Here is a 23,229-nt window from a genome sequence, read left to right as displayed (position 1 = left end):
GTGTGCTATGAAAAGGCTATTGATAGCAGTATTGGGTATCTGCCTGGGCTTGATTTTAGTGGCATGGTGGCCATCGCCGGCACAAGCCGAGCAAATCAACAATGAGCTGGAAGAAAAGATAATGGCTTCTGACAATGGTGATGGGAAGCTAGAAGTAATGTGGAAAGGAAAGCCTGGACCCGAAGGGGCTATAGTTTTACCCCAACCTGCTCTAAAGGGTAGGTGGGTGCAGACTGAGGTTACAGGTGCTGCAATAGAGGATCCAAAGCCCAAGGAAGTAAAATATGGCGGTAATAAATGGTACCAATGGAATGTCAAAGGTAGTAGCGAAAGTAAAGAAGTAACTCTAAAAATAGCCTACCTCGTCCCGGAACTTTTTAAAGAGACAAAAAGCGATACAACAAATGTAGAAGGTGGCCCAACCAACAGAGGCGATCTCAGGAATTTCAGTTATAACTTCAAAAACAACACTCCCTATGGTATAGGAAAATACACTTGCAGTGTTATCTTGCCCCCAGGTTGTGAAGTGTTCGCGGTCACCTCTCCTAAAAAAGACTTCAGAGTAGTACGAGACAATAATTCAGGCGGCATAATTGTGGAACTACCTGGCAAGAAAGATACCGCAGCTATACCGACAGGGTCCTCCGTAGGTGTAGAGTTGAGTTATGTTAAAGGACTAACTTCCGCCCAGACGGGAGTTTCGTGGCTAGCGAGTGTGCTTATTGCCGGAGCCCTCCTATATTTCCGGAGGCATCTGGTCCTTTGAGCAGCAATAAAAAAGCATAAAAGGAGAAGTAGCCGATGAAGACGAGAGGTGTGTTAGTAATTGCGGACGGTCTTGGTGACCGTCCTATTTTGGAGTTGAAGGGGAAGACCCCACTAGAAACAGCCAACACTCCCAACCTGGATCGGCTGGCTTGTGGTGGTATTGTTGGGTTAGTGGATCCCTACGCCCCAGGGGTCCCCTGTGGTACGGATGTAGGCACGCTGTGTGCCTTAGGATACGACCCCTTTAAATACTATAAGGGTCGTGGTCCTATTGAGGCCTTGGGGGCTGGGTTACAGCTTGAGGCGGGCGACGTGGCTTTCAGGTGTAATTTTGCCACCATCGATGAGAAGGGTCTAGTAGTCGACAGAAGGGCGGGCCGCATAAGAGAAGGAACAAGTGAACTAGCCTCCAGCCTTAATAAGATTTACTTGAGCGAAGATACAGTTGCCTTCTTTGCTGCCGGTACGGAACATAGAGCTGTACTGGTACTCCGCGGGCCTGGTCTTAGCCCGGCTGTCTCTGATTCGGATCCCGGTACTGCTTGTGAAGGACGGCCAATGCGCAAAGTTTACCCGCTGGACAACACCCCCGAAGCCGCTAAGACCGCTAGACTGTTGCAGAAGTTCCTTGATATAGCAAAAGAAAAATTGAGGGCACACCCCGTCAATCTCGCCAGAGAGGCGGCCGGATTACCTCCAGCCAATGCAGTCCTAACGCGCGGCGCAGGGATTGTTACCACCATTCCGCTACTCGCCGAGCTTTATAAAGGGCTTAAAGGAGCCCTTATAGCTGGTGAAAACACGGTGCTTGCCATAGGAAGAATGGTGGGACTTGAGGTGTTCTCAGGTGAAGGTATAACTGGTTCTTATAATTTTGATCCTGTCGTCAAAGCCAGGTTAGCCCTAGAATTGATAAAGAGGTTCGATTTAGTGATAATTCATGTAAAGGCCGGAGACCTCGCGGGCCACGACGGAAGATGGGACCTCAAGATAGAGGTCGCAGAAAAATTAGACTTGCTGGTAGGGAGCTTGCTGGACGGTTTACAGGCGGGGGTTCACGTAGCCATAACCGGCGATCACTCCACTCCATGTAGCGTACGTGATCATTCAGGCGATCCGGTTCCTGCGGCCATATGGGGGCCTGCTGTACGAAGCGACCTTCAAACTCACTTCGGGGAGAGAAGTTGCGCCGGTGGTGGATTGGGCAGAATTACTGGCTCGGCCTTCTTCAATGTTCTAATGGATTTGATGGGTTTTACATCCAAGTTGGGGGCATAAGAGACGTTTTTCCGTTAGCTCTATTTAAGCCGGCACGTTGCCCAAAGAATATTGCAGAGAATATTTAAATAGCGAAGCGAGTTTGTTTTTAAACCGTCACGGCAACAGGAGGACAGTTGATGTTAAAGTTGTACTGCTGGGGAGGAGTATCCGAGCAAGGACGTTCTTGCTTTTTGTTGGGGGATGGAAATGGCTTTATACTACTAGATTGCGGCGTTAAACGTACATTTACTGCTTTTAAGGCAGGGGAATACCCTCAGTGGGATGTTAATCTGTTAACTCGTATTGACGCTACTTTTTTGAGTCATGCTCACGAAGATCACTGCGGAGCCCTACCGCTTCTTACAAAATTGGGAATTCAAAGGCCGATATATACGCATCATTTAGTTGTACCGGAGGTTACCCAAAGTTGTTCTGCTTGGTTACAGGTAGTTGATTCTGCGGGGCATAAGAAGCCCTACGAAATGGAGCATATATTATCTTTACTCTTAAACCCTGTTGGTTTCGGGGAAAAAATAGCAATCAAAAACTGCGAGATTTTCTTTAATCCCAGTGGCCACGTACCAGGTTCGGCGTGGTTTGATATCATGTGGGGTACGAAACGAATAATATACACAGGCGATTGGTGCACCTCAAGCCTATTATTTTCTCCTCCTGAGTTTAGCGGCCATGCTGATGCCGTAGTCTTGGATGGAGCATATGGGGCTGCTGTTATAATGCAGGATAATATTTATGAGCAGCTTCTAGGAGCAATTACAGCTACGGTTAGCAAGGGGGGGAGCGTTCTTCTACCCGTTCCCCGCATTGGACGCTCTCAAGAAATTTTGGTGTTATTAAACAGCGCACTAAAGGTTAGTGTGCCAATATATGTAGAGGCTCCAATTCTTGCGGGATTAAGAGGTTTTCTGCGTGACCCAGAAAAATCCGGAATAAAATGTCCGGCACAAATAGTAAATATTGGTTACGACGAAAAAATCAAGGAATTTCACCGTACTTCGGAAATACCCCAGAAGGGAGAAGCTATAATACTGGCTACCGACGCCATGGGTAGCTCTGGTGCCACAAAGGAGCTAATAGATCGCTTGGGAATATCAGAAAAGAACACCATAATTTTTACAGGTTTCTTATATGAAGGGACAAAAGGCGAGCAGGTACTTAAAGGCGCAGTTGATGGGATTAAGGCTAGAGTAGCTCGATTTATATGGAAAGTCCACCCAGATTGGAAAGATATTGAGGATATGTTAGGGAAGATAAAGGGAGATCCAACAGTCATTATAACCCATGTAGCACGCGAAAAAGGGGACGAACTAGCTCGTCTGCTCCGTCAGAAGGGAGTTAGGGCTATCGTCCCCCGGGTAGGTGAGATTATAGATTTATCAAGCTTCTCATGAAGAATTATTTTTTGCATGCGCATCTCCGGAGTGACCAGACCTGAAAAGGTGGAGTTGGCTCGCAACGTAGGCTTCACCATATGAAACTTGATAGCAGAATAAAACAGTTCTGATGTCCACCACACACTTAAAAAGCCCCGGAGCGGGGCTTTTGGCTTTAATAATACTTCTTTCTCTCCAGGTACTCATACACCAGATTTAACGTTTCACCGAAGCGCTGGAAGTGGACAACTTCTCTTTCCCGTAGGAACCTTAGCACATCGGTCACATCGGGATCATCGGAAAGGTTTATAAGGAGCTCATAGGTAGAGCGGGCTTTTTGCTCGGCGGCCATGTTTTCGTGAAGGTCAGCGATGGGATCACCTTTAGATTGGATATAGGCGGCTGTCCAAGGGGCTCCTTCAGGGTTTACAAAGTATAGGGCACGGTCATGGTCGGCGTAATAGCCATCCAACCAGCGCGCTTAATTTCTTCTAGAGGGGCATCCTTGATTAAGTTATAGACCAGGGTAGCGATAATTTCCATGTGAGCCAGTTCTTCCGTGCCTATGTCTGTTAGAACAGCCTTGGCCTGGGGTATGGGCATGGTATAACGCTGGGTAAGGTAACGTAGTGAGGCACCTAATTCCCCATCCGGCCCGCCCGACTTCAACTTTTGATAACTCCACTGCCGGGAAAGAAATCATTGGGAGGCTCTATTTTGCGGGTAGGTCCAGTTTAATATTTCTGCTTGCGAGCGAATATTCCTGCCCAGGACGTCTCCTGAAGAGGTTTGCAGAACTAGGCCCCCAGCGCTTTCAAAATACTGGTAACCAACCGCTCTGTAGTGTATAATAGGAGCGAGGGGGAACTATCACCGTGGCCGAGACTATTATGCCAGACAAGACCAGGAGAGCAATTAAGGAGTTCTGTGAACTTCTCAGGCGAGAGCAAGGAGAGAACCTTCTTGGGATCTGCTTGTTTGGCTTGGTAGCCCGCGGCACTGCTACCCCAGAGTCGGATATTGATATACTCGTTACTCGTTAAAAGGGAGGACAGCGCTGCCAGAGAGGCCATAATCAAAGCAGCCGTAGAGATAAATTTAAAGCATGATGTTGTAGTATCGCGGGTAATTATGTCCGCTGAGCGCTATTCAGCGCCCCTATTCAAGGAGACGCATTTCTATAGGTCACTCCAGGAAGAAGGGATTTCTTTATGACCCTGCCACGCCCCTTAAAGGCTAGTGAACAACAATTACTAGAGCGTTGCCGTGAACTCATCAGAGAAGTTATTCCCGGTGCCACTATAATCCTCTATGGCTCACGAGCCCGAGGAGATGCCGGACCAGAGTCGGATTATGATCTGCTAATCCTCACAAAAGAGCCTGTGAGCTGGCGCCTTGAAGACGCCATCCGCGAAAAGCTGTACCCGCTGGAACTGGAAACCGGGGCTGTTTTATCTATAGCTGCCTACAGCGAAGAGGAATGGAATTCTCCCCTTTACCAGGCAATGCCCTTCAGCCAAAACGTAAGGCGAGAGGGTATAATCCTGTGAAGGAAGAACTCAAACAACTGGTCTTGTACCGGATGGAACGCGCCAAAGAAGCGATAGAGGAAGCCGAACTGCTTTTTTCAAAAGGCCATATCCGCACTTCTGTTAACCGGCTCTATTACGCCTGTTTCTATGCGGCTTCCGCCATCCTGCTTGCCAAGGGATATTCCTCGGCCAAGCATTCCGGTATTCGCTCTCTTTTCCACCAGAAACTGGTCAAGACTGGACTGGTCAGTCCTTCGGCTGGGCATCTGTACAACAGACTTTTCGATGCCCGGCAGAAGGCCGATTATGCAGACCTGGTAAACTTCGAGGCTGGCGATGTTGCTCCCTGGTTTGACGAAGTTAAATCCTTAATCCGCCAGATTGAACATCTTGTAGCAGAAGAAGTTAGCAACCTTGCCTAGTTCATACCGCCCGGCAGACCCCAGCCGGGCGCTCCGTTTTTTACACGGGACCACTGTGGAGGGCCTTCCTTTAAGGGTTTGGCGTTCCAAAGGGCTCGGGGCCGCTGTTCCAGAACGCTAAGATAATAGTCCAACACATAACTTGTCTTGACATTCCGGCCCCACTCCTCCTTGACGGACGTACGGAGCTTATCGTAGATCAACCGTTTGGGCACCCCGCCGAAGAATTCAAGGGCGTGGATGTGCCCCTCAATGAAGGCTTCCTGCGCTAGCATGGGAAGGCCATAACAAAAGGCATGGCACTATGGCAGAGCCGGATGCAGAAAAGAAAAGCTGCAGTCTTCTCTCCTGTCCCGTGAAGTCGAGACACCTCCAAGATACAGGAAATTGTCATGGGGTGGATCACTTCTTAAGCGTCACTATCTCCGAAATTGGAACAGTTTCATTCGCACTTTGCTTATGCGAGGTGTTTAGGAACCAATGAGGACTTATAAGCTAGGTGGGCGTGGAGGCGGCCCAATGAGATTTCTGGTTGACATGTGTACGGGCGGTAAATTGGCGGTTAGGCTTGAGGAAAGGGGTTATGATGTAGCTCAGGTAAGGAAGGCGGATTCCTCCATAAACACCGGATGGGGTCAAAAAAAGCCCCGGAGCGGGGCTTTGGCACCTAAGGGTAATCTTATTCACCTAGCATTAGCTTCGGGCTTTAATAATATTTCTTTCTTTCCATGTATTCGTACAACAGATTTAACGTTTCCCCGAAGCGCTGGAAGTGTACAACTTCCCTTTCCCTCAGGAACCTTAACACATCGGTGACATCAGGATCGTCGGAAAGGTTGATAAGCAGCTCGTATGTTGCACGGGCTTTTTGTTCGGCAGCAAGGTTTTCATAAAGGTCAGCAATGGGGTCGCCTTTGGACTGAATATAGCTGGCCGTCCACGGTGCGCCCTCAGGATTGACGAAGTATAGGGCACGGTCATGGTCGGCGTAATAGCCGTCCAATCCAGCGCGTTTAATTTCTTGTAAAGGAGCATCTTTGATTAAGTTATAGACCAGGGCAGCGATAATTTCCATGTGAGCCAGCTCTTCGGTGCCGATGTCTGTTAGAACAGCCTTGGCCTGGGGTATGGGCATGGTATAACGCTGGGTAAGGTAACGTAGTGAGGCACCTAATTCCCCATCCGGCCCACCATACTGGGTTATAATATTTTTAGCCAGTCGGGGGTTGGGTCTGCTCACTCGAACCGGATATTGGAGCTTTTTCTCGTATATCCACATTGTTTACTATTCCTCCTTCATAATCTCTCATAAATGGGCCCTTTTAAATAGGTAGCCTACATTAGAAAGTGATCTCCCACGGCCAGGGGTCTTCCACCCATCTCCAGGAGCCAGGACTAGGGGTAGAACCATAGTTGGTCAGCGGCCCGTAGCGGCTTTCATATTCCTGTTTAAGCTGGGCTAGCTCCCGGGCAGCTTCATTATATTCCTCTAAAGCCTTCATATCCTGGGGATGGGTATCTAGGTAGAGATTAAATTCTAGGGCAGTAAATTCCAGGGCCATAATTTGTTCGAGGAGTTTTCGCCGATCATAATCCATGGAAGGAGCCTCCCTTCTAACTTAGCGTCCTGTAGGGTGATAAGGTCTATAAAGTTCCGGAAAGATAGTTCCTTTCTTTAAACCTTCTTCCGGGCTCCACCTGGTAGTGTATCTTTGCCAAGGGATATATGCCCGGGCCAGTTCCCAATTAAAGCCCTGAACTTGAGCTTCGTTCATAAGATTCCCTCCTCTACATCCTATTTCTGTGCTATTTTATGGTATGTAAGCGGTAAAGGAAAAGTGAACCTTTTATGTAAAGGCTATCCTCTAGTCTTTGGCAAAGGCGCAATGAAACACATATATAAAATGGGAAATATAGAGAACAGAAATTATAGAGAAGCAAATGTGAGAGAAACATATTTAAAGGAATAGAGGACACAATAGAGTTTAGGGAAAGGAAACGAACCTGTTATCTTGTTAAGGAAAATTTAGTAAAGAAAGGGGGACATTTCTTGCACGTAAAGGTAATAGAACTGGTGGGTAGCTCTTCTTCCAATTGGAAGGATGCCGTACAGGCAGCTGTAACCGAGGCTTCCAAAGAAATCCCCAACATTTCTGGAGTGGAGGTTTTAAACCTAACGGCTAACGTTAAGAACGGAAAGATTACCGAATTTAAAGCTAATGTAAAAATCGCCTATACCGATCACCCTGCGGATATATAAGTTAGCCCCGGATGTTTTTCCCGGGGCTTTTTACACTATGGGTAATTCTAAAAGTATCCTGTAAGGGCTATTGTTACTTAAGCTTATTAAGATAACTACGTTATGAAACCTGGCGAGTAAACTCAGCTAGGCGGCTAAGACCAGCCTCAATTTGTTCCCTGGAAGTGGCATACGATAGCCGCAAATAATTATCGTTCCCAAAGGCGATACCAGGCACTACAGCCACCTGGAAGTGTTCCAGAAGGACGGCGGCGATATCCGTAGAAGAGTTTAGCGGATGGCCTTTAAATTTTTTACCTAAGAGGCCCGATATATTGGGGAACAAATAAAAAGCTCCGCCGGGGCGGGTACAGGTGATCCCAGGGAGAGCTTGCAACCCTTGGAGCATTAGATTACGCCGTACTTCAAACTCTTGCCTCATTTTTTCCACCGGTTCCTGGGTACCGGTAAGAGCTGCCACTGCTGCTTTTTGGGCAATGGAAGTGGGGTTAGAAGTGGAATGGCTCTGAAGGTCGGCCATGGCCCGGGCTATAGTTGTAGGGGCAGCCGCATAGCCTATCCGCCAACCTGTCATAGCGTAAGCCTTGGATACACCGTCGATAAGAATGGTGCGTTCTTTTATTTCCCGGCTTAAAGAGGCAATACTTACATGCTTTAAACCATCATAAATAAGGGCGGCATAGATTTCATCTGAAATGACCCAGAGGTTATGTTGTAAAATAACTTCCGCAAGTTCTTCTAACTCTTTTTTCTCATACACTGTCCCCGTAGGATTGCAGGGTGAATTAAGGATAAGCAGCTTGGTACGGGGGGTCAAGACCTCTTCCAGGGAAGCTTTGGTCAGCTTAAATCCTGTAGCTTCATTAGTCTCCACTATTATAGGTCGGGCACCAGCTAGCTTTACCTGCTCATAGTAGCTCACCCAGTAAGGGGCCACCAGGACTACTTCATCTCCTTCTTCACAACAAACCTGGAGGGCATTATACAGGGAATGTTTGGCCCCACAGGATACCACGATTTCTCCTGGCTCATATTCCACTCCGCGATCCTGGGCAAGCCTTGCAGCTACGGCCTGGCGTAACTCATCTATCCCTGCAACCGGGGTATATTTGGTGAACCCCGCCTCTAAAGCCTGTATAGCAGCTTTCTTTATATGTTCGGGAGTATCAAAATCAGGTTCGCCCGCGCTGAAGTTTATTACTTTAATCCCCTGGGCTTTCATCTTTTTGGCCTGGGCATCGATGGAGAGGGTGGGGGAAGGGCTGATGGCAGTTGCCCGTGCAGCTAATTTCAATGGTTATCCCTCCTATGTAATGAGTAGGCCTTCCGGCAATAAGAGCTTTTTTGCTAATCTGTATTTTAGCAGATAAAAGGAGGAAAATTGAAGCATATCATTTTCCATTGACATCCCTTAAAGCAGGAGGATAATAGAGGTGTAACAAGGGTGGCTCCCATGGGTGTAATAGAATTAACCGCCGCATGGGGAATTGCTAACGAGGAAAAAGATCTGGGGTGGCTCCCATGGATATAAGAGAATTAGCTAGTTTCCTAGTAGGGAAAGTAGTTTTACGGAGGGAACTTTGCACTAAAAGCCTCTCACCTCGCGCTTCTTGCCAGCGGTGTGCAGAAAGTTGCCCTTTGGGTGGTATAGAGATCACGGGAGAGGGGCCAGAAATTATCGATTGCAATCGTTGCGGTCTTTGTGCTGCTGTTTGCCCTACTGGGGCTCTCAAAGATCCTGAGAGGACCCCGGCTTTTTTCCTAGCCCGGGGGAGGGAAATATTGAAAATCTATGAGGAGGTTGTATTCTTTTGCCCCCGCTCACCATACCGGATCAGGCAGGAGAAGGCAGGTAATCTGGTCTTTGTACCTTGCCTAGGGGCTCTTCCCCCTGAGGTTTTGCTAGCCCTGGCCGTAGAAGGCAGGATAACCCTTATACTCCCTAAGGAAGGATGCAGGGGATGTGCCCTACAAAAGGGCCAGGAAATATTTGAGAATAACTTTTCGGTATTGCATATGATGTTGGAGGCCTTAGCCCTTCCACCCGGAAGGATAAAGTTAACCCCAGAGATTTCCCGTGGGCGGGTTAAACCTGGTCATAGTGTTGGCCTAGAGGTGGCTATGGGTAGGCGAGAATTGTTTGCCGCTTTATTCCGGAACATAAAGAGATGGGAAAGGGAAGAAAACGAGGGGCGAGCAAGGATACCTTCCACCCGCCGGGAAATCTTACACCAAGCCCTGGTCAGGCTGGAAAGGGAAGGAGGCTTGCCCCAAGAGAATAGAGACTGGCCCCAAGCTGGGCTTAAGGTAGTGGGGCCATGCTATTTTTGTAACGTTTGTAGCCGTTTATGCCCAGCCGGTGCCCTCATCTTAGAGGAAGAGAGACTCCTTTTTAAGCCCTCTCTTTGCTTATCTTGTGGTTTGTGTCTAGATGTATGTCTTCACCGTAGCCTCTCCTGGGGGGATAAAGTTAGCTTAAAGTCCATAACTACCAGGGAAAGGCAAGAACTCGCGGTGGTTACTGTTAAGGAGTGCATAAACTGTGGGGAGAAATTTTCAGCCAATATTTATGCCCAGCTTTGCCTGCGCTGCTCATTACAAAGGCCTAACCCAAGCTTTAACCTGGCGCCAAACCTAGGGGGTAATGGAGAGTTAAAGAAGTAAGGGGGTAACGAACGTGGATCAAGATCTTCTGCAAGAATGGTTTAAGGAAAGGCAAATAATTTACCATCTCCTAGCCCGTCTCTACCGAGAAGGCCCCACCCAAGATATTCTTCAGGCCTTATTAGAAGAGGATACCCTAGCCCACCTCGCCCAAGGCGAAGCGAACGAAGAAAGCCGTAAAGGATGTCGTATGATGGAAGAAGAACTGAAAGCCCAAAGGGAAAACCTTAAAGCGTATGAGGCGAAACTGCGGCAAGACTACATCCATCTTTTTATAGGCCCTGGAACCGTAAAGGCGCCACCCTGGGAATCCGTATATCGTTCACCTGATCGTTTACTCTTTGGCGAGGAAACCTTAGCTGTCCGCAAATTTTACCAGTCTTTTGGGGTAACCATCAAAAACTTATATCGCGAGCCTGACGACCATTTAAGTCTAGAACTCGAATTTATGGCCTGGCTATGCGCTCAGGCCTTGGAAGGATTATCCAGAGGGGAATGGAAGCGCTACCTTGAGGGACAGCAAAAATTTTTACGCGAGCACCTCCTTATGTGGGTACCCGCTTTTACTAAAGATATGGAAAATAATGCTGAAACAGCCTTCTTCCAGGGGCTGGCTAACTTTACTCGGGGTTTCCTTCTGCAAGATCTAGAAGAAGTGCAGGCTGTTTTAGATGCATAAACCCAATGGGTTCCAGCCCATAATATACCCTGGGGTGAAAACAAATGGCCGATCAGACCAAACAACCTGGCCCACCTAAAAAACCTTTGACCTTGGCCGAGCAGATAAGCCAACAACGCCAGGAATATGAACAACAGGTCTATCAAAAGCTTGTTGACCAAGTAAAGCCAAAACCTAAGGTGTTGGTAAACGCTTTGAACGCCTTCTGGGTGGGAGGCGTTATTTGCGCTATTGGGCAGATAATAACTTTAGCCTTTAGAAGCGGGGGCTTACCTCCACAAGATGCAGCCAACGCCACAACTATGGTTATGGTCTTTCTGGGAGCCTTTTTAACGGGCTTAGGGGTTTACGACCAGATAGGTAAATTTGCTGGAGCAGGCTCTATCATTCCCATTACTGGTTTCGCCAACTCTATTGTTTCGCCAGCCCTGGAATTTAAGAGGGAAGGATTTGTTTTTGGCGTAGGAGCCCGTCTTTTTATGGTGGCCGGCCCGGTTATTATCTATGGACTAGTAACCTCAGTAATTGTCGGGTTAATCGCTTATCTTACAAGCTAGAGGTGGGGGGTGGTGAGTTCAGAAGCTGGGAGAAGGCCGAGCGTAAGATGCTGGAAGAGGCCGTTAAGATGGTGATCGCCAAGGCCTGGCCTTCTTACGGGCCTAGGTCTATATGATGAATAGGTAAAATAGCTGGGGCAGGTGGTCCGATGGTAATTTATGGCCTGGTTGTCTCGGTTCTTATCGGCTTAATTGCTTAATTTTGCGGGGTAATTTGTTAACCCTTCGTGAAGACGACAAAGTGAGCTCCGAAAAGCAAAGCCCTTAAGCTTGTCTGCTTAAGGGCTTTTGTCTATGTGAAAAAAGTTTCATTTAGATTGTTGCAGGATTTTAAGCGTACTATGACGAATAGACATGAAATTATTATACATTATTTTATACACCAATTTATACACTAACCCCTCTTATGAACTCTGGAAAAAGGAGGAACTCTTCGGTGAGGAAGCTGGTAGTTATCGCGGTCGCAATTTTCTTGGTAGCTTTGGTGGTCGCCTGCAGTGGTGCACCCAAACAAAGCTCACCGCAACAGGGCGGTACCACAGCAAAGTCTGAAGCCAAAATTCAGCTTAAAGCTGCCACTATGACTCCTATGGAGCACATGTATAGCCAGGGTGCTAAAAGGTTTGCCGACCTAATTAAAGAGCGGACTAACGGGCGCATCCAGATTAGTGTATATCCCGATGGCCAACTAGGGAAAGGTGAACGGGAACTATTGGAGGCTCTACAGCAAGGAATAATAGATATTTATGTAGGTTCTACAGGTCCCATCGGGGGATTTAGTCCGTCAATGCTCCTGGTGGATATTCCTTTCCTCTTTCGGGATTATCAACATGTGGACAAAGTATTAGATGGGCCTATAGGTAAACAACTTCTCGATGATCTGGAAAAAGCCAATCTTAAGGGGTTGGCCTTCTGGGAAAACGGTTTTCGTAACTTGACCAATTCTAAACGGCCTGTTAAGACCCCTGAAGACGCTAAAGGTTTAAAGATACGGACTATGGAGAATCCGGTACATCTCACTGCCTGGAAGACATTGGGGGTTAATCCTGTCCCGATGCCTTGGGCAGAGGTTTATGGGGCCCTGCAGCAGAGGGTAGTGGACGGGCAGGAGAATCCAGTTCCTGTAATTCTCAACTCCAAATTGTATGAAGTGCAAAAGTACCTAACCATGACTCAACATGTGTATTCTCCTGCGCCTATAATTATGAGTCTGAAAAAGTGGCAGACCCTTTCTAAAGAAGATCAGGATCTCTTTATAAAGACGGCTCAGGAGGTAGCACCGTGGCAACGCAATTTGGGTAGGCAGAACGAGCAGAAGATGCTTTCTGAGCTAGAAGCTAAAGGTATGCAGATTGAACGCAACGTGGATAAGTCCTTGTGGCAAAAGGCTATGCAACCTGCCTTCGAAGAATTTGCTAAACAGTTTGGTAAAGACAAGATAGAAAGTATCATGAACGTAAAATAAGAAAGAACTGGGTAGCAGAGTTTTCCTAAGGCCCGGTGGCATGGTTAATGGTGATTGTAAGTTGACCAGGCGCCGGGCTTTTTCCAGTAGGTGGCAGGTAAATAAGGGAGGAGAAAGCTGGGAATGGGCATATTGGTTTCGCTCAACCGCTTGTTTCTTAAATTAGCGGAATGGGGAGTCATTATAGGAATGGGTATTCTGGTAGTGGTAATCCCTTACGAAGTGTTCGGGCGGTACGTTCTTGGGGATATGCCCCCTTGGTCAGCCGAGCTAACTACCTTTACCTTGGTATGGATATCATTATTGGGTTCGGCTATAGGGCTTAAGAAGGGATATCAAGTGGGGATAACCTTTGTCTTGGAAAGGTTGCCCCTGCGCATATCTAGGGGAGTCAGATTTGTAGGGCTTATCTTTATGCTTTTGTTCCTAGGTATTATGGTTTACTATGGTGCGGACCAAGCCCTTTATAATGTACACCAGACCTCTCCAGCTCTGGGTATTCCCATGACCGTTCCTTATGCCGCCATACCTGTAGGAGCCTTCATGATGTGGGCAGTAACGTTGGAGGAACTGTTGCAGTTCTTTTATGCTGGGGTGGAGACGACTAATCGGATGTAAGGAAGTGAGTATACATGGTCTACTCTTTCATGGCTATATTTGCCCTTCTTATGTGCCTTGGCATACCTATAGCTATAGCCTTAGGGGGCTCTGCGCTCGTTTATCTTTTACTTAAAGGCGATCTCTCCCTTACCATACTGGTGCAGACTACCTACGGTGGTCTGGCTTCTTTTCCTTTGGTAGCCATACCTCTTTTTATGTTAGCAGGAGTTCTTATGAACGAAAGCGGTATTACCAAGGACCTAATACGTTTCGCTCGAACTCTTTTAGGACACATAAGCGGAGGACTGGGAATGGCTACCGTCCTTGCGGCGGCTATCTTTTCGGCGATTTCCGGAACGGCGGTGGCTACAGCCGTAGCCATAGGTTCTATTATGATACCGGCCATGAAAGAAGCGGGCTACGATGAGGAAGTGGCGGCCGCATTGACGGCTACTGCATCCTGCATGGGGCCTATAATACCTCCAAGTGTACCCTTCATAATGTACGGGGTTATAGCAAATGTGTCCATTAGTGCACTTTTTCTTGGGGGCGTAGTTCCAGGATTACTCTTGGGATTGGGCCTCATGATTTATATCTCCATTTTAGCCAAACAGCGGAAGTATCCGCAGGAGGGGAAGCCCTCGGTAGCTGAAGTAGTTAAGGCTGCGTGGAAGGCTTTGCCTGCTCTCTTCATGCCCATTCTGGTTCTGGGTGGCATCCTGGGGGGTATTTTTACTCCCACTGAAGCAGCCGGTATTGCTGTGGTATATGCTCTGATTATAGATTTGCTCCTTTACCGCAACATAAAGCTTCGAAGGTTACCCACCCTTCTTTTGACAGCAGGGGTGGAGGCTGCTGTAGTTATGCTTCTCTTAGGCCTTTCAGAGCCTTTTGCCTGGGTTATAGCTGTGGAACAAATACCCCAAAGGATAGTTGAAGCTATGGCTCAGGCAACTAGTTCACCCTTGATGATTCTCCTCCTAGTAAATATAGCCTTGTTAATAATCGGGATACCTTTGGAAACGGCTCCTGCTCTTACCATTGTAACTCCCGTACTGGCACCCCTTGCAGCACAGGTGGGTATAGACCCTATACAACTGGGCGTGGTAGTGGTTTTCAATCTTGTACTAGGCCTGATAACCCCCCCAGTTGGAGCGGTATTGTTTTCCGTTTGCAGCATCGCTGGCTTATCTTTAGAGAAACTTAGCAAAGAGATATGGGTGCCTTTTCTGATAGGAATAACTGTCCTTTTCCTAATTACCTTTATACCTTCTTTGACTACTATTTTACCGTCGCTATTTGTTCGTCAGTAAACTTGGGGGGGTTATTGAGATGCATAAGCCCCAGGTGATACTAGTTTTATCCAGATATCCTTGCGATAAAGCATAACTGAGCGATTAGATGTTTGTAACGACGAGGAAGATAAGGAGGTGAGCAAAGTGAAGATTGTTGTGCTAGGTGCTGGCGCTATGGGCAGCCTGTTCGGCGGCTTGTTGGCCGAGGCGGGACAGGAAGTTTGGTTAGTAGATGTTTGGCAAGAACACGTCGAGGCGATCAATAGCAGGGGCTTAATTATCGTAACTCCTACTGAAGAACGGACCATCAAGGTTAGGGCGGTAACAAATCCTAGAGCAGCGGGTGAAGCAGACCTGGTGTTGCTTTTTGTGAAATCATACTCTACTGAAGAAGCCCTACAGCACGGCCTGGCAGTAATAGGCCAGCATACGGTGGTTCTCACCCTTCAAAATGGTGTCGGCAACGCTGAAAAGATAGAACGGATCGTAGGGCGGGACAAGGTTTTGGTAGGCTCGACTTCTTTTGGGGCTAATGTAATGGGTCCGGGTAAAATATGTCACGCGGGGAGTGGGGAGACTTATCTGGGCGAACTCGATGGTAGTATTACCGAACGCTTACGCGTTATAGCCAGTATTTTTGATAAGGCCGATTTAAAGCCTGTGGTTACAGATAATGTAGTAGGGGTATTATGGACCAAGCTATTGGCGAACGTAGGTATAAACGCTTTAACAGCCCTCTTGAAGGTTCGTAATGGACAGTTACTGGATATTACTCCGGCACAAGTTCTGATGGAGAAAGCAGTGGCGGAAGCTTTAAGGATTGTAGAAGCCAAGGGTATTAAATTGGTAGTTGAAGACCCAATGGAGTACGTGAAAAAAGTAGCTTATGCTACTGGTAACAACATTTCTTCCATGAGACAAGATGTTGAGCGGTTGCGCCGTACAGAGATTGACGTCATAAATGGAGCAATTGTAAAAGAGGGCGAAACCCTGGGAATTCCTACTCCTTATAACGAAACATTGCTGCTTTTAATAAAGGCTTTAGAAGCTACTTATACTCATTAAAAAATCCCCTTAGAGGAGGTATTTATGAAACATGCCGAAGAAAAAACCCACGATTCCCCAACTGTGGGACATGAAGCGAGAAGGGAAAAAAATTCGTATGGTAACCTCTTATGATTACATGATGGCATCATTGGTGGACGAAACCGATATAGAGATGATATTGGTGGGGGATTCTCTAGGGATGGTGGTCCTGGGATACGAGGGAACTGTACCGGTTACCATGGAGGAAATGTTACATCACATTAAACCGGTAGTAAGGGCTGCACGTAACACCTTTATAGTAGGGGATATGCCTTTTGGTTCGTATAACGCAAGCATCGAAAGTGCCATCCATAATGCTAATCGGATATTGAAAGAAGGCGGGGCGGATGCGGTTAAATTAGAAGGTGGTCTAAATGTGGTGCAAACGGTGGAAGCTTTAGTGAAGGCGGGCATTCCGGTTATGGCTCATATTGGGCTTACACCCCAGACGGCTACTCAATTGGGAGGTTTCAAGGTACAAGGGAAGGATTTAGAGGCCGCCAAAAGACTGATCGAAGAAGCCCAGGCCTTGGAGGCTGCGGGTGCCTTCGCAATAGTGTTAGAGTGTATACCCTCTTCGCTGGCTAAAATCATTACTGAAAAGATAAGTATCCCGACTATTGGTATTGGTGCAGGTCCCCACTGCGATGGACAAGTGCTGGTTATTCACGACATGCTTGGCATGTTTAAACGATTTACACCTAAATTTGTAAAGAAATATGCAGATTTAGCACCCCAGATCCTGGATGCGCTTAACACTTATGCTCGCGAGGTAGCAGAGGGAGTATTTCCGGCTGAGGAACATTCCTTTGGAATGAGTGAGGAAACCCTTAGTAGGTTGTACTAGAGAGCGGGCCAAATTTGTGTATAAATTTTGCAGACCCTGGCGGATAATATAGCCAGGGTTTATTTTTGGGAGGCGGAGGTGAAAAATTATTGAGTTCAACTACCAAAAGAGTAGGTAAGCACACAATCCAGTTTGCGAATCCACCAGTAATAGTGGCTACGGCCTCGGTGGTAGGACCTAAAGAAGGGGAGGGCCCTTTGGGGAATACCTTTGATATGGTTATAACCGATACTTACTTCGGTGAAGAAAGCTGGGAGAAGGCCGAGCGTAAGATGCTGGAAGAGGCCGTTAAGATGGTGATCGCCAAGGCCCAATTACAATGGCAGGACATAGATTACCTTTTGGCTGGTGACCTTTTAAATCAGACCATTTCCGCAAATTATACTGCCCGTAACTTAGGTATCCCCTTCCTCGGCCTGTACGGTGCCTGCTCTACCATGTACGAGGGCATGGCCCTGGCTAGCATCCTTATCGATGGCGGGTTTGCTACCCATGTAGTGGCAGCTTGTAGTAGCCATTACGACACCGCCGAGCGCCAATATCGCTATCCTACGGAACAGGGCGTCCAGAGACCTCCTACTGCCCAGTGGACGGTTACTGGAGCCGGCGCGGTATTACTTGCACCGGCGGGTAACGGGCCGCGTATCACCCATGCCACCATAGGACGGGTTTTAGATATGGGCGTGAAAGATCCCAACGATATGGGATCGGCCATGGCTCCGGCGGCCGTGGATACGCTTGTACGCCACTTCCAGGATACGGGCCGGAGCCCTACTGATTATGATTTAATCATAACTGGCGACCTAGGTCGGGTAGGCCGGGAGTTAGCTTTAAAACTTGCGGCGCAGAACGGCTACGATCTAGGGGACAAATATACCGACTGTGGCCTTTTAATTTATGATTCTGAACGGCAGGGTACCTATGCCGGGGGAAGCGGGTGCGCCTGCTCGGCGGTAGTCTTCGCCGGCCATCTTATGGGGAAACTTAATGACGGCACATACAAGCGCATATTGGGAATAGGGACCGGCGCCCTTTTAAGCCCTACCTCTACTTATCAGGGAGAATCTATCCCCAGCATTGGGCATGCTGTAGTAATAGAGAAGATATAGGAATTAGAGAAATAGTGAAAGGTAAAAGAGAACAAGCCATCACTGTGGCAAGTTCTCTTGTAAGAAATGGGAAAATAGAGAGGAAACCAGGAAGAAAGGGGAAGCTAAATTGAGCGTAATTCTAGCCTTCTTAGTGGGCGGAGTCATCTGCTTGATAGGCCAGCTTATCATGGACTTAACTCCCTACAAAGTCACCCCCGCCCATGTGCTAGTCGGTTTTGTCACCGGAGGAGCTGTTTTAAGCGCCTTGGGATTGTACCAGCCCCTGGTGCAAATCGGCGGGGCAGGGGCTACCATCCCTTTAAGTGGTTTTGGCCATCTTCTAGCCCAGGGAGCTCTAGGCGCGGTTAAAACTAAGGGTCTCTTAGGCGCTTTTTCTGGGGGTCTACAGATGACGGCGGTGGGCTTAACGGCTGCCATACTATTTGGATACCTGATGGCCATTATTTTTAACCCGCGAGGTTAAATACGCCTGCTTGATCAAGGAGGATAATTTTATGGCCGTCACTGGCGAAGAAGTAAAAGTAGCAAAACAACTGGAAGCTAATATAAATTGGCTGAACAGGGAGCTAGGAGTTAAAGAAAGCTTTGATGTTATCCGTCGGGATATTATATTTGCTGGCCGCCGGGCCAGCCTATTTTACATTGACGGTTTCATCAAGGATGATATTATGTTGTACATACTCCGGCGCCTTTCAGAATTAGAGAGGGAGGATCTGGCTCCCTCTCCCTTTAAGAAAACCCTACAACAATACATTAATTACATAGAAGTCGACACCTTAGAGGATTTACACCAGGTGGTAGATAAGGTCCTGGCTGGAGGACTAGCCCTGGTGGTAGATGGCTTTGAACAAGTAATCATAATAGACGCCCGGCGTTACCCGGCTCGCAATCCCGAAGAGCCTGATCTTGAACGGGTGGTGAGGGGATCCCGGGACGGCTTTGTAGAAACCCTACTTTATAACACCAACCTCCTTCGCCGTCGGATTCGGGATCCCCGTTTAAGGATCGAGATCCTGCAAGCCGGTAGCCGTTCTAAGACCGATATTGCAGTGGTCTATATTAAGGATATAGCCCATCCCCGGCTGGTGGAGGAGGTAAAGAGAAGAATTAAGGCCATCAAGATAGACGGCCTGCCCATGGCGGAAAAATCAGTAGAAGAACTTATTACTCCAGGAAATTGGTGGAATCCTTTCCCCCGGGTACGCTATACAGAAAGGCCAGACGTGGCTGCTGTACACCTGCTGGAAGGCCACGTGCTGGTTATGGTGGACACTTCCCCCAGTGTTATGATCATACCTGCTACTTTTTTCCACCACCTCCAGCATGCCGAGGAATACAGGCAGGTCCCCTTGGTAGGGGCTTTTTTACGCTGGATACGCTTCCTAGGAGTGGTAGTTTCCGTCCTCCTTCCTCCTGTATGGCTACTTTTAGCCTTAAACCGAGGCCTTATCCCTCCAGGCCTGGAGTGGTTAGGACCGAAGAAAATAGCGGCCATTCCCCTTATGTGGCAGTTTCTCCTGGCCGAAGGGGGTATAGACCTTTTACGTATGGCCGCTATCCATACACCTACAGCCCTAGCCACTGCCTTGGGTCTTATAGCCACTATACTTATAGGCGAAGTGGCCATTGCGGTAGGCCTTTTTAATCCTGAGATTATCCTTTATATGGCTGTGGCCGCCATAGGTATATTCGCTACCCCCAGTTATGAATTAGGCATGGCCAACACACTGGTGCGGGTGGTAGCCCTTCTGGCCGTGGGTTTTTGGGGATTACCTGGCCTGGTGGCTATCTTGCTTGGAACTTTTTTACTTTTGGCCACCACCAAATCCTTCGGCGTACCCTACCTTTGGCCCCTTATCCCCTGGGACTGGCGCTCGCTGAAATCTATTTTGTTACGCTCCCCGGTGCCCTTGCAAAACTTGCGCCCTCCTGCCCTTAAGCCCTTGGATGAGGATCGGCAACCCGCCCCAGCTTATAAACCTTGGCCCTGGCAGGACAGGGAGACCTTAGAAGAGCGGGCGAGCCGAGAAGCAAGACTTCAAGACCGTGTTCAAGATAAAGATTAACTGGGTATCTTTCGAGTACCTAGTTACAAGGAAAACTTTATCCGAGATAAAGAGGATGAAGAATCGCTTAAGCTAGGGTTAACCATCTCGGCTGGCAGCCGCCTCTGGTATTTCGAGCTGGGCAGCTAAAAGATTAAGCAAGTAATTCCGGAAGGGAACAGCTAAATCCGGCCGCTCTAAGGCAAATTCCACGGTAGCCTGTAAGAAGCCTAGTTTGTCACCCACATCATAACGACGCCCAGCGAAGCGGTAGGCGTACACGCGGCCCTCGCGAGCTAGGATATTTAAGGCATCGGTTAGTTGGATCTCTCCTCCAGCACCGGGAGGAAGGTCAGCCAGGATGGGGAATATCTCGGGAAGAAGTATATAACGCCCAATAACGGCCAGATTGGAGGGCGCATGTTGGGGATCGGGTTTTTCTACCAGACCCTTGACCTGGAAGAGGCCATTTTCAGTAGCTCCAGCCGGTTCCACTATGCCATAACGCTTCACCTCATCTAGAGGCACTTCTTGAACGGCCACGATAGCTTGCCCTACTTCCTTATAGGCTTCTATCATCTGCTTTAAGCACGGGATATCGTTTACAATTATATCGTCCCCTAGGAGCACGGCGAAGGGCTCTTCCCCCACGAATTGGCGGGCACAATGTACCGCGTGCCCCAGACCCAGTTGTTCCTTTTGCCTGATATAATGGATATCGGCTAGACTGGCTACTTCCTCTACTACCTGTAATAGCTCAAGATTATTTTTCTCCCGCAGGAGGGCAGATAGCTCCAAGGATTGGTCAAAATGGTCTTCAATAGCCCGTTTATGTTTACCGGTGATAATTAAAAGGGAGTTGACTCCCGAACGTACCGCTTCCTCCACGATATATTGGATAGCAGGTTTATCAACAATGGGCAGCATCTCCTTAGGCTGGGCTTTGGTGGCTGGTAGAAAACGAGTACCCCAGCCAGCGGCCGGGATAACCGCTTTACGGATGGGAAGCATCTTCCCTACCCCCTTATCAGTCTTTCCAGGAAATCTTCTACCTTGGCCGGTGTAGGTAGATTATAGGTAGCCAGGGTAGGACGCGGCTCTCCTACAAGCACGGACAAACCGCGCCCCTTCAACATGCGAAAGGCATCCTCGTCAGTCAAATCGTCACCCAAAAAGATAGGGAAAGCGTGGGGAAAAAGCTTTAAAAAATATTCTACCGCTATACCTTTATGGATTCCCTTGATACGCACTTCTATTACTTTGTTTCCCTTTAGGTACTCTAGCTGATGAGCTTCCACCAGGGGTTGCGTAAACCGGATAAAGGTGGCCACTATTTGCGCAGCTTTTTTAGGGTCAGCCTCGCGGAAATGCAGGGCTATAGCTTCTTTTTTATCTTCTACCCAGCAGCCGGAAACCTGAGTAGCCAACCTTTCAGCATGGGCCTGGATCTCTTCCCATACGCCAGGGGGAGGACCCGGGGGACCCAATTTAAGCCTTAAGCGGGACCCCCGAGAGTCTTGCGCAGGATGCAGGACTTCGCGGCCGTGCAACCCGGCAAGAAAAAGGTAAGGCAAGGGAAGGAGGTCGGCCAGCTCCTCCACCCTACGCCCACTTACTACGGCTACATGTCGCTTTAAATCTTGGCTTAAGCAGCTCAAAAGCTTAAGGAGCCTTGGAGATGGCCGGGCTTCTTCCGGCCTAGGAGCCAGGGGCACCAGGGTCCCATCGTAATCAAGCATCAACAAAACTTGTGGATGGGAGCGCACTAAAGTTGCTAACGCGCAAATGTCGACGCACTGCATCTTCTTCCTTTACCTCGCGTTCCTGGAGGGCCCGCTGGAAATTACCTAGCCACCAACGCACGTCAAAGCGCCGAACCTGCTCTTGTAGTTTTTTCAAACGCTGTTTTTGCTGGGATACAGGCATGGCCAGAGCGGCCTTTAGGGCTATTACTGTTCCCTCAATATCGTAGGGATTAATTATCACCGCCTCTTTAAGATCCCGGGCTGCTCCTGCAAAACGGCTTAAAACCAGAACCCCTGTACCATCCACCCGGCTGGCGACGTATTCTTTGGCTACCAGGTTTAACCCGTCCCTTAAAGGAGTCACCATCATAAGATCAGCAGCTAAGTAATAGGCCACCAGCTCTTGGCGAGGTACTCCTCGCCAGAAATAATGCACCGGGCGGTAATGGCCCTCGCTAAACCGGCCGTTTATACGCCCCACCGCCTCCTCTACCTGGCTACGCAGCTGTTGGTAAGCTGGTACAGCGGTGCGGCTGGGTACAGCGATCTGCAGGAGAGATACCCGGCCCCGCCATTCAGGAGCTTCCTCCAGGAAGCGCTCGAAGGCTAACAACCGTTCTAAGATCCCCTTAGTGTAATCCAGCCTTTCTACCGCCAGGGCTATGCGTTCTGTGCCGATCTGGCGGCGTAGCTCTTCTGCTTGCTGACGGATTTTGGGGTCGCAAGCCAGCTTCTGGAAGGCTTCGTAGTCGATGCCCATGGGCCAGGCTGGGGCAACGATTTTACGTCCTTGCCACCTTATAGTGAAGGTATTATAATCCACGGGCACCTCCAGCAATTTATTTACGGCATGCAGAAAATTATAACTGTAATCTGGGAGGTGGAAACCGATTATATCGCTTCCTAGAAGGCCACGGAGTATGGCTCGGGCCCAAGGCAGGGTAGCAAAGAGATCATAATGGGGAAAAGGGATATGCCAGAAGAAAGCTTGTTTGAGCCCTGGCTTATGGCGCCGGATAATAGCTGGTACCAGGGCGAGGTGGTAATCATTTACCCACACGATATCTTGCGGCCCAGCCTCAGCTAAGGCGGCTAAAGCAAACTTTAAGTTAACTTGGCGGTAGGCTGACCATTCTGAGGTGCTATAGCGGCATTTTTCTAAGAAATAATGGCATAAAGGCCACAGGGCGCCATTAGTAAATCCGTGGTAATACCGCCGGATTTCATCTCCAGTAAGGGGTACTTCACAAAAGAGGTAAGCTGGCTTCTCCAGCGGCACCATGAGTCTAACTCCTGGGGTCTCCGGGGCGGCTACTTCCCGGCCGCCCCAGGCCACCCAAACCCCTCCTTTTTCTTTAAGGACGGGCTCTACAGCCGAAACCAACCCGCTTATAGCGGGTACGGCTTCAATATTACCTTCACCTTCTTTAAGGGTATACGAACCCCGGTTAGACACCAGGACTATCTTCGGTTCCTTAAGCATAAACGTAAGCCCCCCTCT

At 48.5% G+C, this 23,229-nt stretch carries 26 protein-coding genes and 1 pseudogene; 18 read left to right on the top strand and 9 right to left on the bottom strand.

From position 1 onward, the window contains the following. The first annotated feature begins 7 nt into the window (after positions 1 to 7). From B9A14_RS11970 to B9A14_RS11960, 3 genes are all read left to right on the top strand, one after another. A complete protein-coding gene (locus B9A14_RS11970) occupies positions 8 to 766 on the top strand; it encodes a hypothetical protein (RefSeq protein ID WP_084665909.1) in 759 nt (252 codons plus the stop codon). 35 nt (positions 767 to 801) lie between these two features. Further along, on the top strand, positions 802 to 2,046 hold the full coding sequence (gene apgM / locus B9A14_RS11965) for a 2,3-bisphosphoglycerate-independent phosphoglycerate mutase (RefSeq protein WP_084665908.1): 1,245 nt from the start codon (positions 802 to 804) through the stop codon (positions 2,044 to 2,046). A gap of 119 nt (positions 2,047 to 2,165) precedes the next feature. Next, positions 2,166 to 3,437, top strand: coding sequence for an MBL fold metallo-hydrolase (locus B9A14_RS11960; RefSeq protein WP_084665907.1), 1,272 nt, complete (start codon positions 2,166 to 2,168; stop codon positions 3,435 to 3,437). 157 nt (positions 3,438 to 3,594) lie between these two features. Here B9A14_RS11960 and B9A14_RS18105 read toward each other — a convergent pair. Then, positions 3,595 to 4,022, bottom strand: a pseudogene (locus B9A14_RS18105) (manganese catalase family protein). A gap of 272 nt (positions 4,023 to 4,294) precedes the next feature. On the opposite strand from B9A14_RS18105, the gene B9A14_RS17595 reads away from it, so the two are divergent. From B9A14_RS17595 to B9A14_RS11940, 3 genes are all read left to right on the top strand, one after another. Next, positions 4,295 to 4,462 carry a nucleotidyltransferase domain-containing protein gene (locus B9A14_RS17595; RefSeq protein ID WP_197686510.1) on the top strand — a complete coding sequence of 56 codons (168 nt, stop codon included), beginning with the start codon at positions 4,295 to 4,297 and terminating at the stop codon, positions 4,460 to 4,462. 168 nt (positions 4,463 to 4,630) lie between these two features. Beyond that, positions 4,631 to 4,969 carry a nucleotidyltransferase domain-containing protein gene (locus tag B9A14_RS11945; protein ID WP_084665906.1) on the top strand — a complete coding sequence of 113 codons (339 nt, stop codon included), beginning with the start codon at positions 4,631 to 4,633 and terminating at the stop codon, positions 4,967 to 4,969. Then, entirely contained in the window at positions 4,966 to 5,373 is a 408-nt protein-coding gene (locus B9A14_RS11940) for a HEPN domain-containing protein (protein WP_084665905.1), read from the top strand. Before B9A14_RS11945 ends, B9A14_RS11940 begins: the two co-directional genes overlap by 4 nt. Here the strand turns inward: B9A14_RS11940 and B9A14_RS17280 are convergent. From B9A14_RS17280 to B9A14_RS11925, 4 genes are all read right to left on the bottom strand, one after another. Next, on the bottom strand, positions 5,370 to 5,648 hold the full coding sequence (locus tag B9A14_RS17280; RefSeq protein ID WP_157109948.1) for a hypothetical protein: 279 nt from the start codon (positions 5,646 to 5,648) through the stop codon (positions 5,370 to 5,372). The two genes, B9A14_RS11940 and B9A14_RS17280, sit on opposite strands and share 4 nt — an antisense overlap. Positions 5,649 to 6,079: 431 nt before the next feature. After that, positions 6,080 to 6,652, bottom strand: coding sequence for a manganese catalase family protein (locus B9A14_RS11935; RefSeq protein ID WP_084665904.1), 573 nt, complete (start codon positions 6,650 to 6,652; stop codon positions 6,080 to 6,082). A gap of 61 nt (positions 6,653 to 6,713) precedes the next feature. Continuing rightward, entirely contained in the window at positions 6,714 to 6,971 is a 258-nt protein-coding gene (locus tag B9A14_RS11930) for a spore coat protein CotJB (RefSeq protein ID WP_084665903.1), read from the bottom strand. Positions 6,972 to 6,992: 21 nt separating this feature from the next. Further along, entirely contained in the window at positions 6,993 to 7,148 is a 156-nt protein-coding gene (locus B9A14_RS11925; RefSeq protein ID WP_084665902.1) for a spore coat associated protein CotJA, read from the bottom strand. Between the two features lie 275 nt (positions 7,149 to 7,423). Here B9A14_RS11925 and B9A14_RS11920 point away from each other — a divergent pair, with 275 nt between their 5' ends. After that, on the top strand, positions 7,424 to 7,633 hold the full coding sequence (locus tag B9A14_RS11920) for a dodecin family protein (protein WP_084665901.1): 210 nt from the start codon (positions 7,424 to 7,426) through the stop codon (positions 7,631 to 7,633). A 100-nt stretch (positions 7,634 to 7,733) separates the two neighbouring features. On the opposite strand, the gene B9A14_RS11915 is transcribed toward B9A14_RS11920, so the two are convergent. Beyond that, positions 7,734 to 8,927 carry a pyridoxal phosphate-dependent aminotransferase gene (locus B9A14_RS11915; RefSeq protein ID WP_084665900.1) on the bottom strand — a complete coding sequence of 398 codons (1,194 nt, stop codon included), beginning with the start codon at positions 8,925 to 8,927 and terminating at the stop codon, positions 7,734 to 7,736. A gap of 227 nt (positions 8,928 to 9,154) precedes the next feature. Here B9A14_RS11915 and B9A14_RS11910 point away from each other — a divergent pair, with 227 nt between their 5' ends. From B9A14_RS11910 to B9A14_RS11860, 11 genes are all read left to right on the top strand, one after another. Next, positions 9,155 to 10,297, top strand: a complete 1,143-nt coding sequence (locus tag B9A14_RS11910; RefSeq protein WP_084665899.1) for a 4Fe-4S binding protein — start codon at positions 9,155 to 9,157, stop codon at positions 10,295 to 10,297. Positions 10,298 to 10,310: 13 nt separating this feature from the next. Beyond that, on the top strand, positions 10,311 to 10,976 hold the full coding sequence (locus B9A14_RS11905) for a TorD/DmsD family molecular chaperone (protein WP_084665898.1): 666 nt from the start codon (positions 10,311 to 10,313) through the stop codon (positions 10,974 to 10,976). A gap of 44 nt (positions 10,977 to 11,020) precedes the next feature. Next, the gene (spoVAC, locus tag B9A14_RS11900; protein WP_084665897.1) at positions 11,021 to 11,533 is read left to right on the top strand and encodes a stage V sporulation protein AC; all 513 of its coding nucleotides are present in this window, start codon (positions 11,021 to 11,023) and stop codon (positions 11,531 to 11,533) included. A gap of 436 nt (positions 11,534 to 11,969) precedes the next feature. Beyond that, positions 11,970 to 12,998: a TRAP transporter substrate-binding protein gene (locus tag B9A14_RS11895; protein WP_172839149.1), complete on the top strand. Its 1,029-nt coding sequence runs from the start codon at positions 11,970 to 11,972 to the stop codon at positions 12,996 to 12,998. A 123-nt stretch (positions 12,999 to 13,121) separates the two neighbouring features. Beyond that, positions 13,122 to 13,616 carry a TRAP transporter small permease gene (locus B9A14_RS11890; protein ID WP_084665895.1) on the top strand — a complete coding sequence of 165 codons (495 nt, stop codon included), beginning with the start codon at positions 13,122 to 13,124 and terminating at the stop codon, positions 13,614 to 13,616. Positions 13,617 to 13,630: 14 nt separating this feature from the next. Further along, entirely contained in the window at positions 13,631 to 14,911 is a 1,281-nt protein-coding gene (locus B9A14_RS11885; RefSeq protein ID WP_084665894.1) for a TRAP transporter large permease, read from the top strand. A gap of 126 nt (positions 14,912 to 15,037) precedes the next feature. Further along, positions 15,038 to 15,958, top strand: a complete 921-nt coding sequence (locus B9A14_RS11880; RefSeq protein WP_084665893.1) for a ketopantoate reductase family protein — start codon at positions 15,038 to 15,040, stop codon at positions 15,956 to 15,958. 31 nt (positions 15,959 to 15,989) lie between these two features. After that, entirely contained in the window at positions 15,990 to 16,826 is an 837-nt protein-coding gene (gene panB / locus B9A14_RS11875; RefSeq protein ID WP_084665892.1) for a 3-methyl-2-oxobutanoate hydroxymethyltransferase, read from the top strand. An 89-nt stretch (positions 16,827 to 16,915) separates the two neighbouring features. Further along, complete coding sequence (gene spoVAD / locus B9A14_RS11870) at positions 16,916 to 17,935, top strand: stage V sporulation protein AD (protein WP_084665891.1); 1,020 nt, start codon at positions 16,916 to 16,918, stop codon at positions 17,933 to 17,935. A 169-nt stretch (positions 17,936 to 18,104) separates the two neighbouring features. After that, the gene (locus B9A14_RS11865; protein ID WP_422938476.1) at positions 18,105 to 18,401 is read left to right on the top strand and encodes a SpoVA/SpoVAEb family sporulation membrane protein; all 297 of its coding nucleotides are present in this window, start codon (positions 18,105 to 18,107) and stop codon (positions 18,399 to 18,401) included. A 31-nt stretch (positions 18,402 to 18,432) separates the two neighbouring features. Further along, entirely contained in the window at positions 18,433 to 20,004 is a 1,572-nt protein-coding gene (locus B9A14_RS11860) for a spore germination protein (RefSeq protein WP_084665889.1), read from the top strand. A gap of 78 nt (positions 20,005 to 20,082) precedes the next feature. Here the strand turns inward: B9A14_RS11860 and galU are convergent, their stop codons facing one another. Genes galU through B9A14_RS11845 form a run of 3 tightly spaced genes read right to left on the bottom strand, consistent with a single transcriptional unit; the run spans position 20,083 to position 23,211 of the window. After that, complete coding sequence (gene galU, locus B9A14_RS11855) at positions 20,083 to 20,994, bottom strand: UTP--glucose-1-phosphate uridylyltransferase GalU (protein ID WP_084665888.1); 912 nt, start codon at positions 20,992 to 20,994, stop codon at positions 20,083 to 20,085. A gap of 5 nt (positions 20,995 to 20,999) precedes the next feature. Beyond that, positions 21,000 to 21,722: a trehalose-phosphatase gene (otsB, locus tag B9A14_RS11850; protein ID WP_172839148.1), complete on the bottom strand. Its 723-nt coding sequence runs from the start codon at positions 21,720 to 21,722 to the stop codon at positions 21,000 to 21,002. Continuing rightward, the gene (locus B9A14_RS11845; protein ID WP_084665886.1) at positions 21,715 to 23,211 is read right to left on the bottom strand and encodes an alpha,alpha-trehalose-phosphate synthase (UDP-forming); all 1,497 of its coding nucleotides are present in this window, start codon (positions 23,209 to 23,211) and stop codon (positions 21,715 to 21,717) included. Before B9A14_RS11845 ends, otsB begins: the two co-directional genes overlap by 8 nt. Positions 23,212 to 23,229 lie beyond the last annotated feature (18 nt).

Source organism: Thermanaeromonas toyohensis ToBE (assembly GCF_900176005.1).
Taxonomy (GTDB): domain Bacteria; phylum Bacillota; class DSM-521; order Neomoorellales; family Neomoorellaceae; genus Thermanaeromonas; species Thermanaeromonas toyohensis.
Note: the sequence above shows the minus strand (reverse complement) of the source record. Positions and strands in the feature narration are given on the sequence as shown.

Bases quoted from the DNA above. Each gene is read 5' to 3' on its own strand.
- B9A14_RS11865 (WP_422938476.1), top strand. From the start codon at position 18,105: ATGGACTTAACTCCCTACAAAGTCACCCCCGCCCATGTGCTAGTCGGT.
- B9A14_RS11930 (WP_084665903.1), bottom strand. From the start codon at position 6,971: ATGGATTATGATCGGCGAAAACTCCTCGAACAAATTATGGCCCTGGAA.
- otsB (WP_172839148.1), bottom strand. From the start codon at position 21,722: ATGCTTGATTACGATGGGACCCTGGTGCCCCTGGCTCCTAGGCCGGAA.
- galU (WP_084665888.1), bottom strand. From the start codon at position 20,994: ATGCTTCCCATCCGTAAAGCGGTTATCCCGGCCGCTGGCTGGGGTACT.
- panB (WP_084665892.1), top strand. From the start codon at position 15,990: ATGCCGAAGAAAAAACCCACGATTCCCCAACTGTGGGACATGAAGCGA.
- B9A14_RS11845 (WP_084665886.1), bottom strand. From the start codon at position 23,211: ATGCTTAAGGAACCGAAGATAGTCCTGGTGTCTAACCGGGGTTCGTAT.
- B9A14_RS11925 (WP_084665902.1), bottom strand. From the start codon at position 7,148: ATGAACGAAGCTCAAGTTCAGGGCTTTAATTGGGAACTGGCCCGGGCA.
- B9A14_RS11910 (WP_084665899.1), top strand. From the start codon at position 9,155: ATGGATATAAGAGAATTAGCTAGTTTCCTAGTAGGGAAAGTAGTTTTA.
- B9A14_RS17280 (WP_157109948.1), bottom strand. From the start codon at position 5,648: ATGCTAGCGCAGGAAGCCTTCATTGAGGGGCACATCCACGCCCTTGAA.
- B9A14_RS11935 (WP_084665904.1), bottom strand. From the start codon at position 6,652: ATGTGGATATACGAGAAAAAGCTCCAATATCCGGTTCGAGTGAGCAGA.
- spoVAC (WP_084665897.1), top strand. From the start codon at position 11,021: ATGGCCGATCAGACCAAACAACCTGGCCCACCTAAAAAACCTTTGACC.
- apgM (WP_084665908.1), top strand. From the start codon at position 802: ATGAAGACGAGAGGTGTGTTAGTAATTGCGGACGGTCTTGGTGACCGT.
- B9A14_RS11945 (WP_084665906.1), top strand. From the start codon at position 4,631: ATGACCCTGCCACGCCCCTTAAAGGCTAGTGAACAACAATTACTAGAG.
- B9A14_RS11970 (WP_084665909.1), top strand. From the start codon at position 8: ATGAAAAGGCTATTGATAGCAGTATTGGGTATCTGCCTGGGCTTGATT.
- B9A14_RS11960 (WP_084665907.1), top strand. From the start codon at position 2,166: ATGTTAAAGTTGTACTGCTGGGGAGGAGTATCCGAGCAAGGACGTTCT.
- B9A14_RS11860 (WP_084665889.1), top strand. From the start codon at position 18,433: ATGGCCGTCACTGGCGAAGAAGTAAAAGTAGCAAAACAACTGGAAGCT.
- B9A14_RS11890 (WP_084665895.1), top strand. From the start codon at position 13,122: ATGGGCATATTGGTTTCGCTCAACCGCTTGTTTCTTAAATTAGCGGAA.
- B9A14_RS11885 (WP_084665894.1), top strand. From the start codon at position 13,631: ATGGTCTACTCTTTCATGGCTATATTTGCCCTTCTTATGTGCCTTGGC.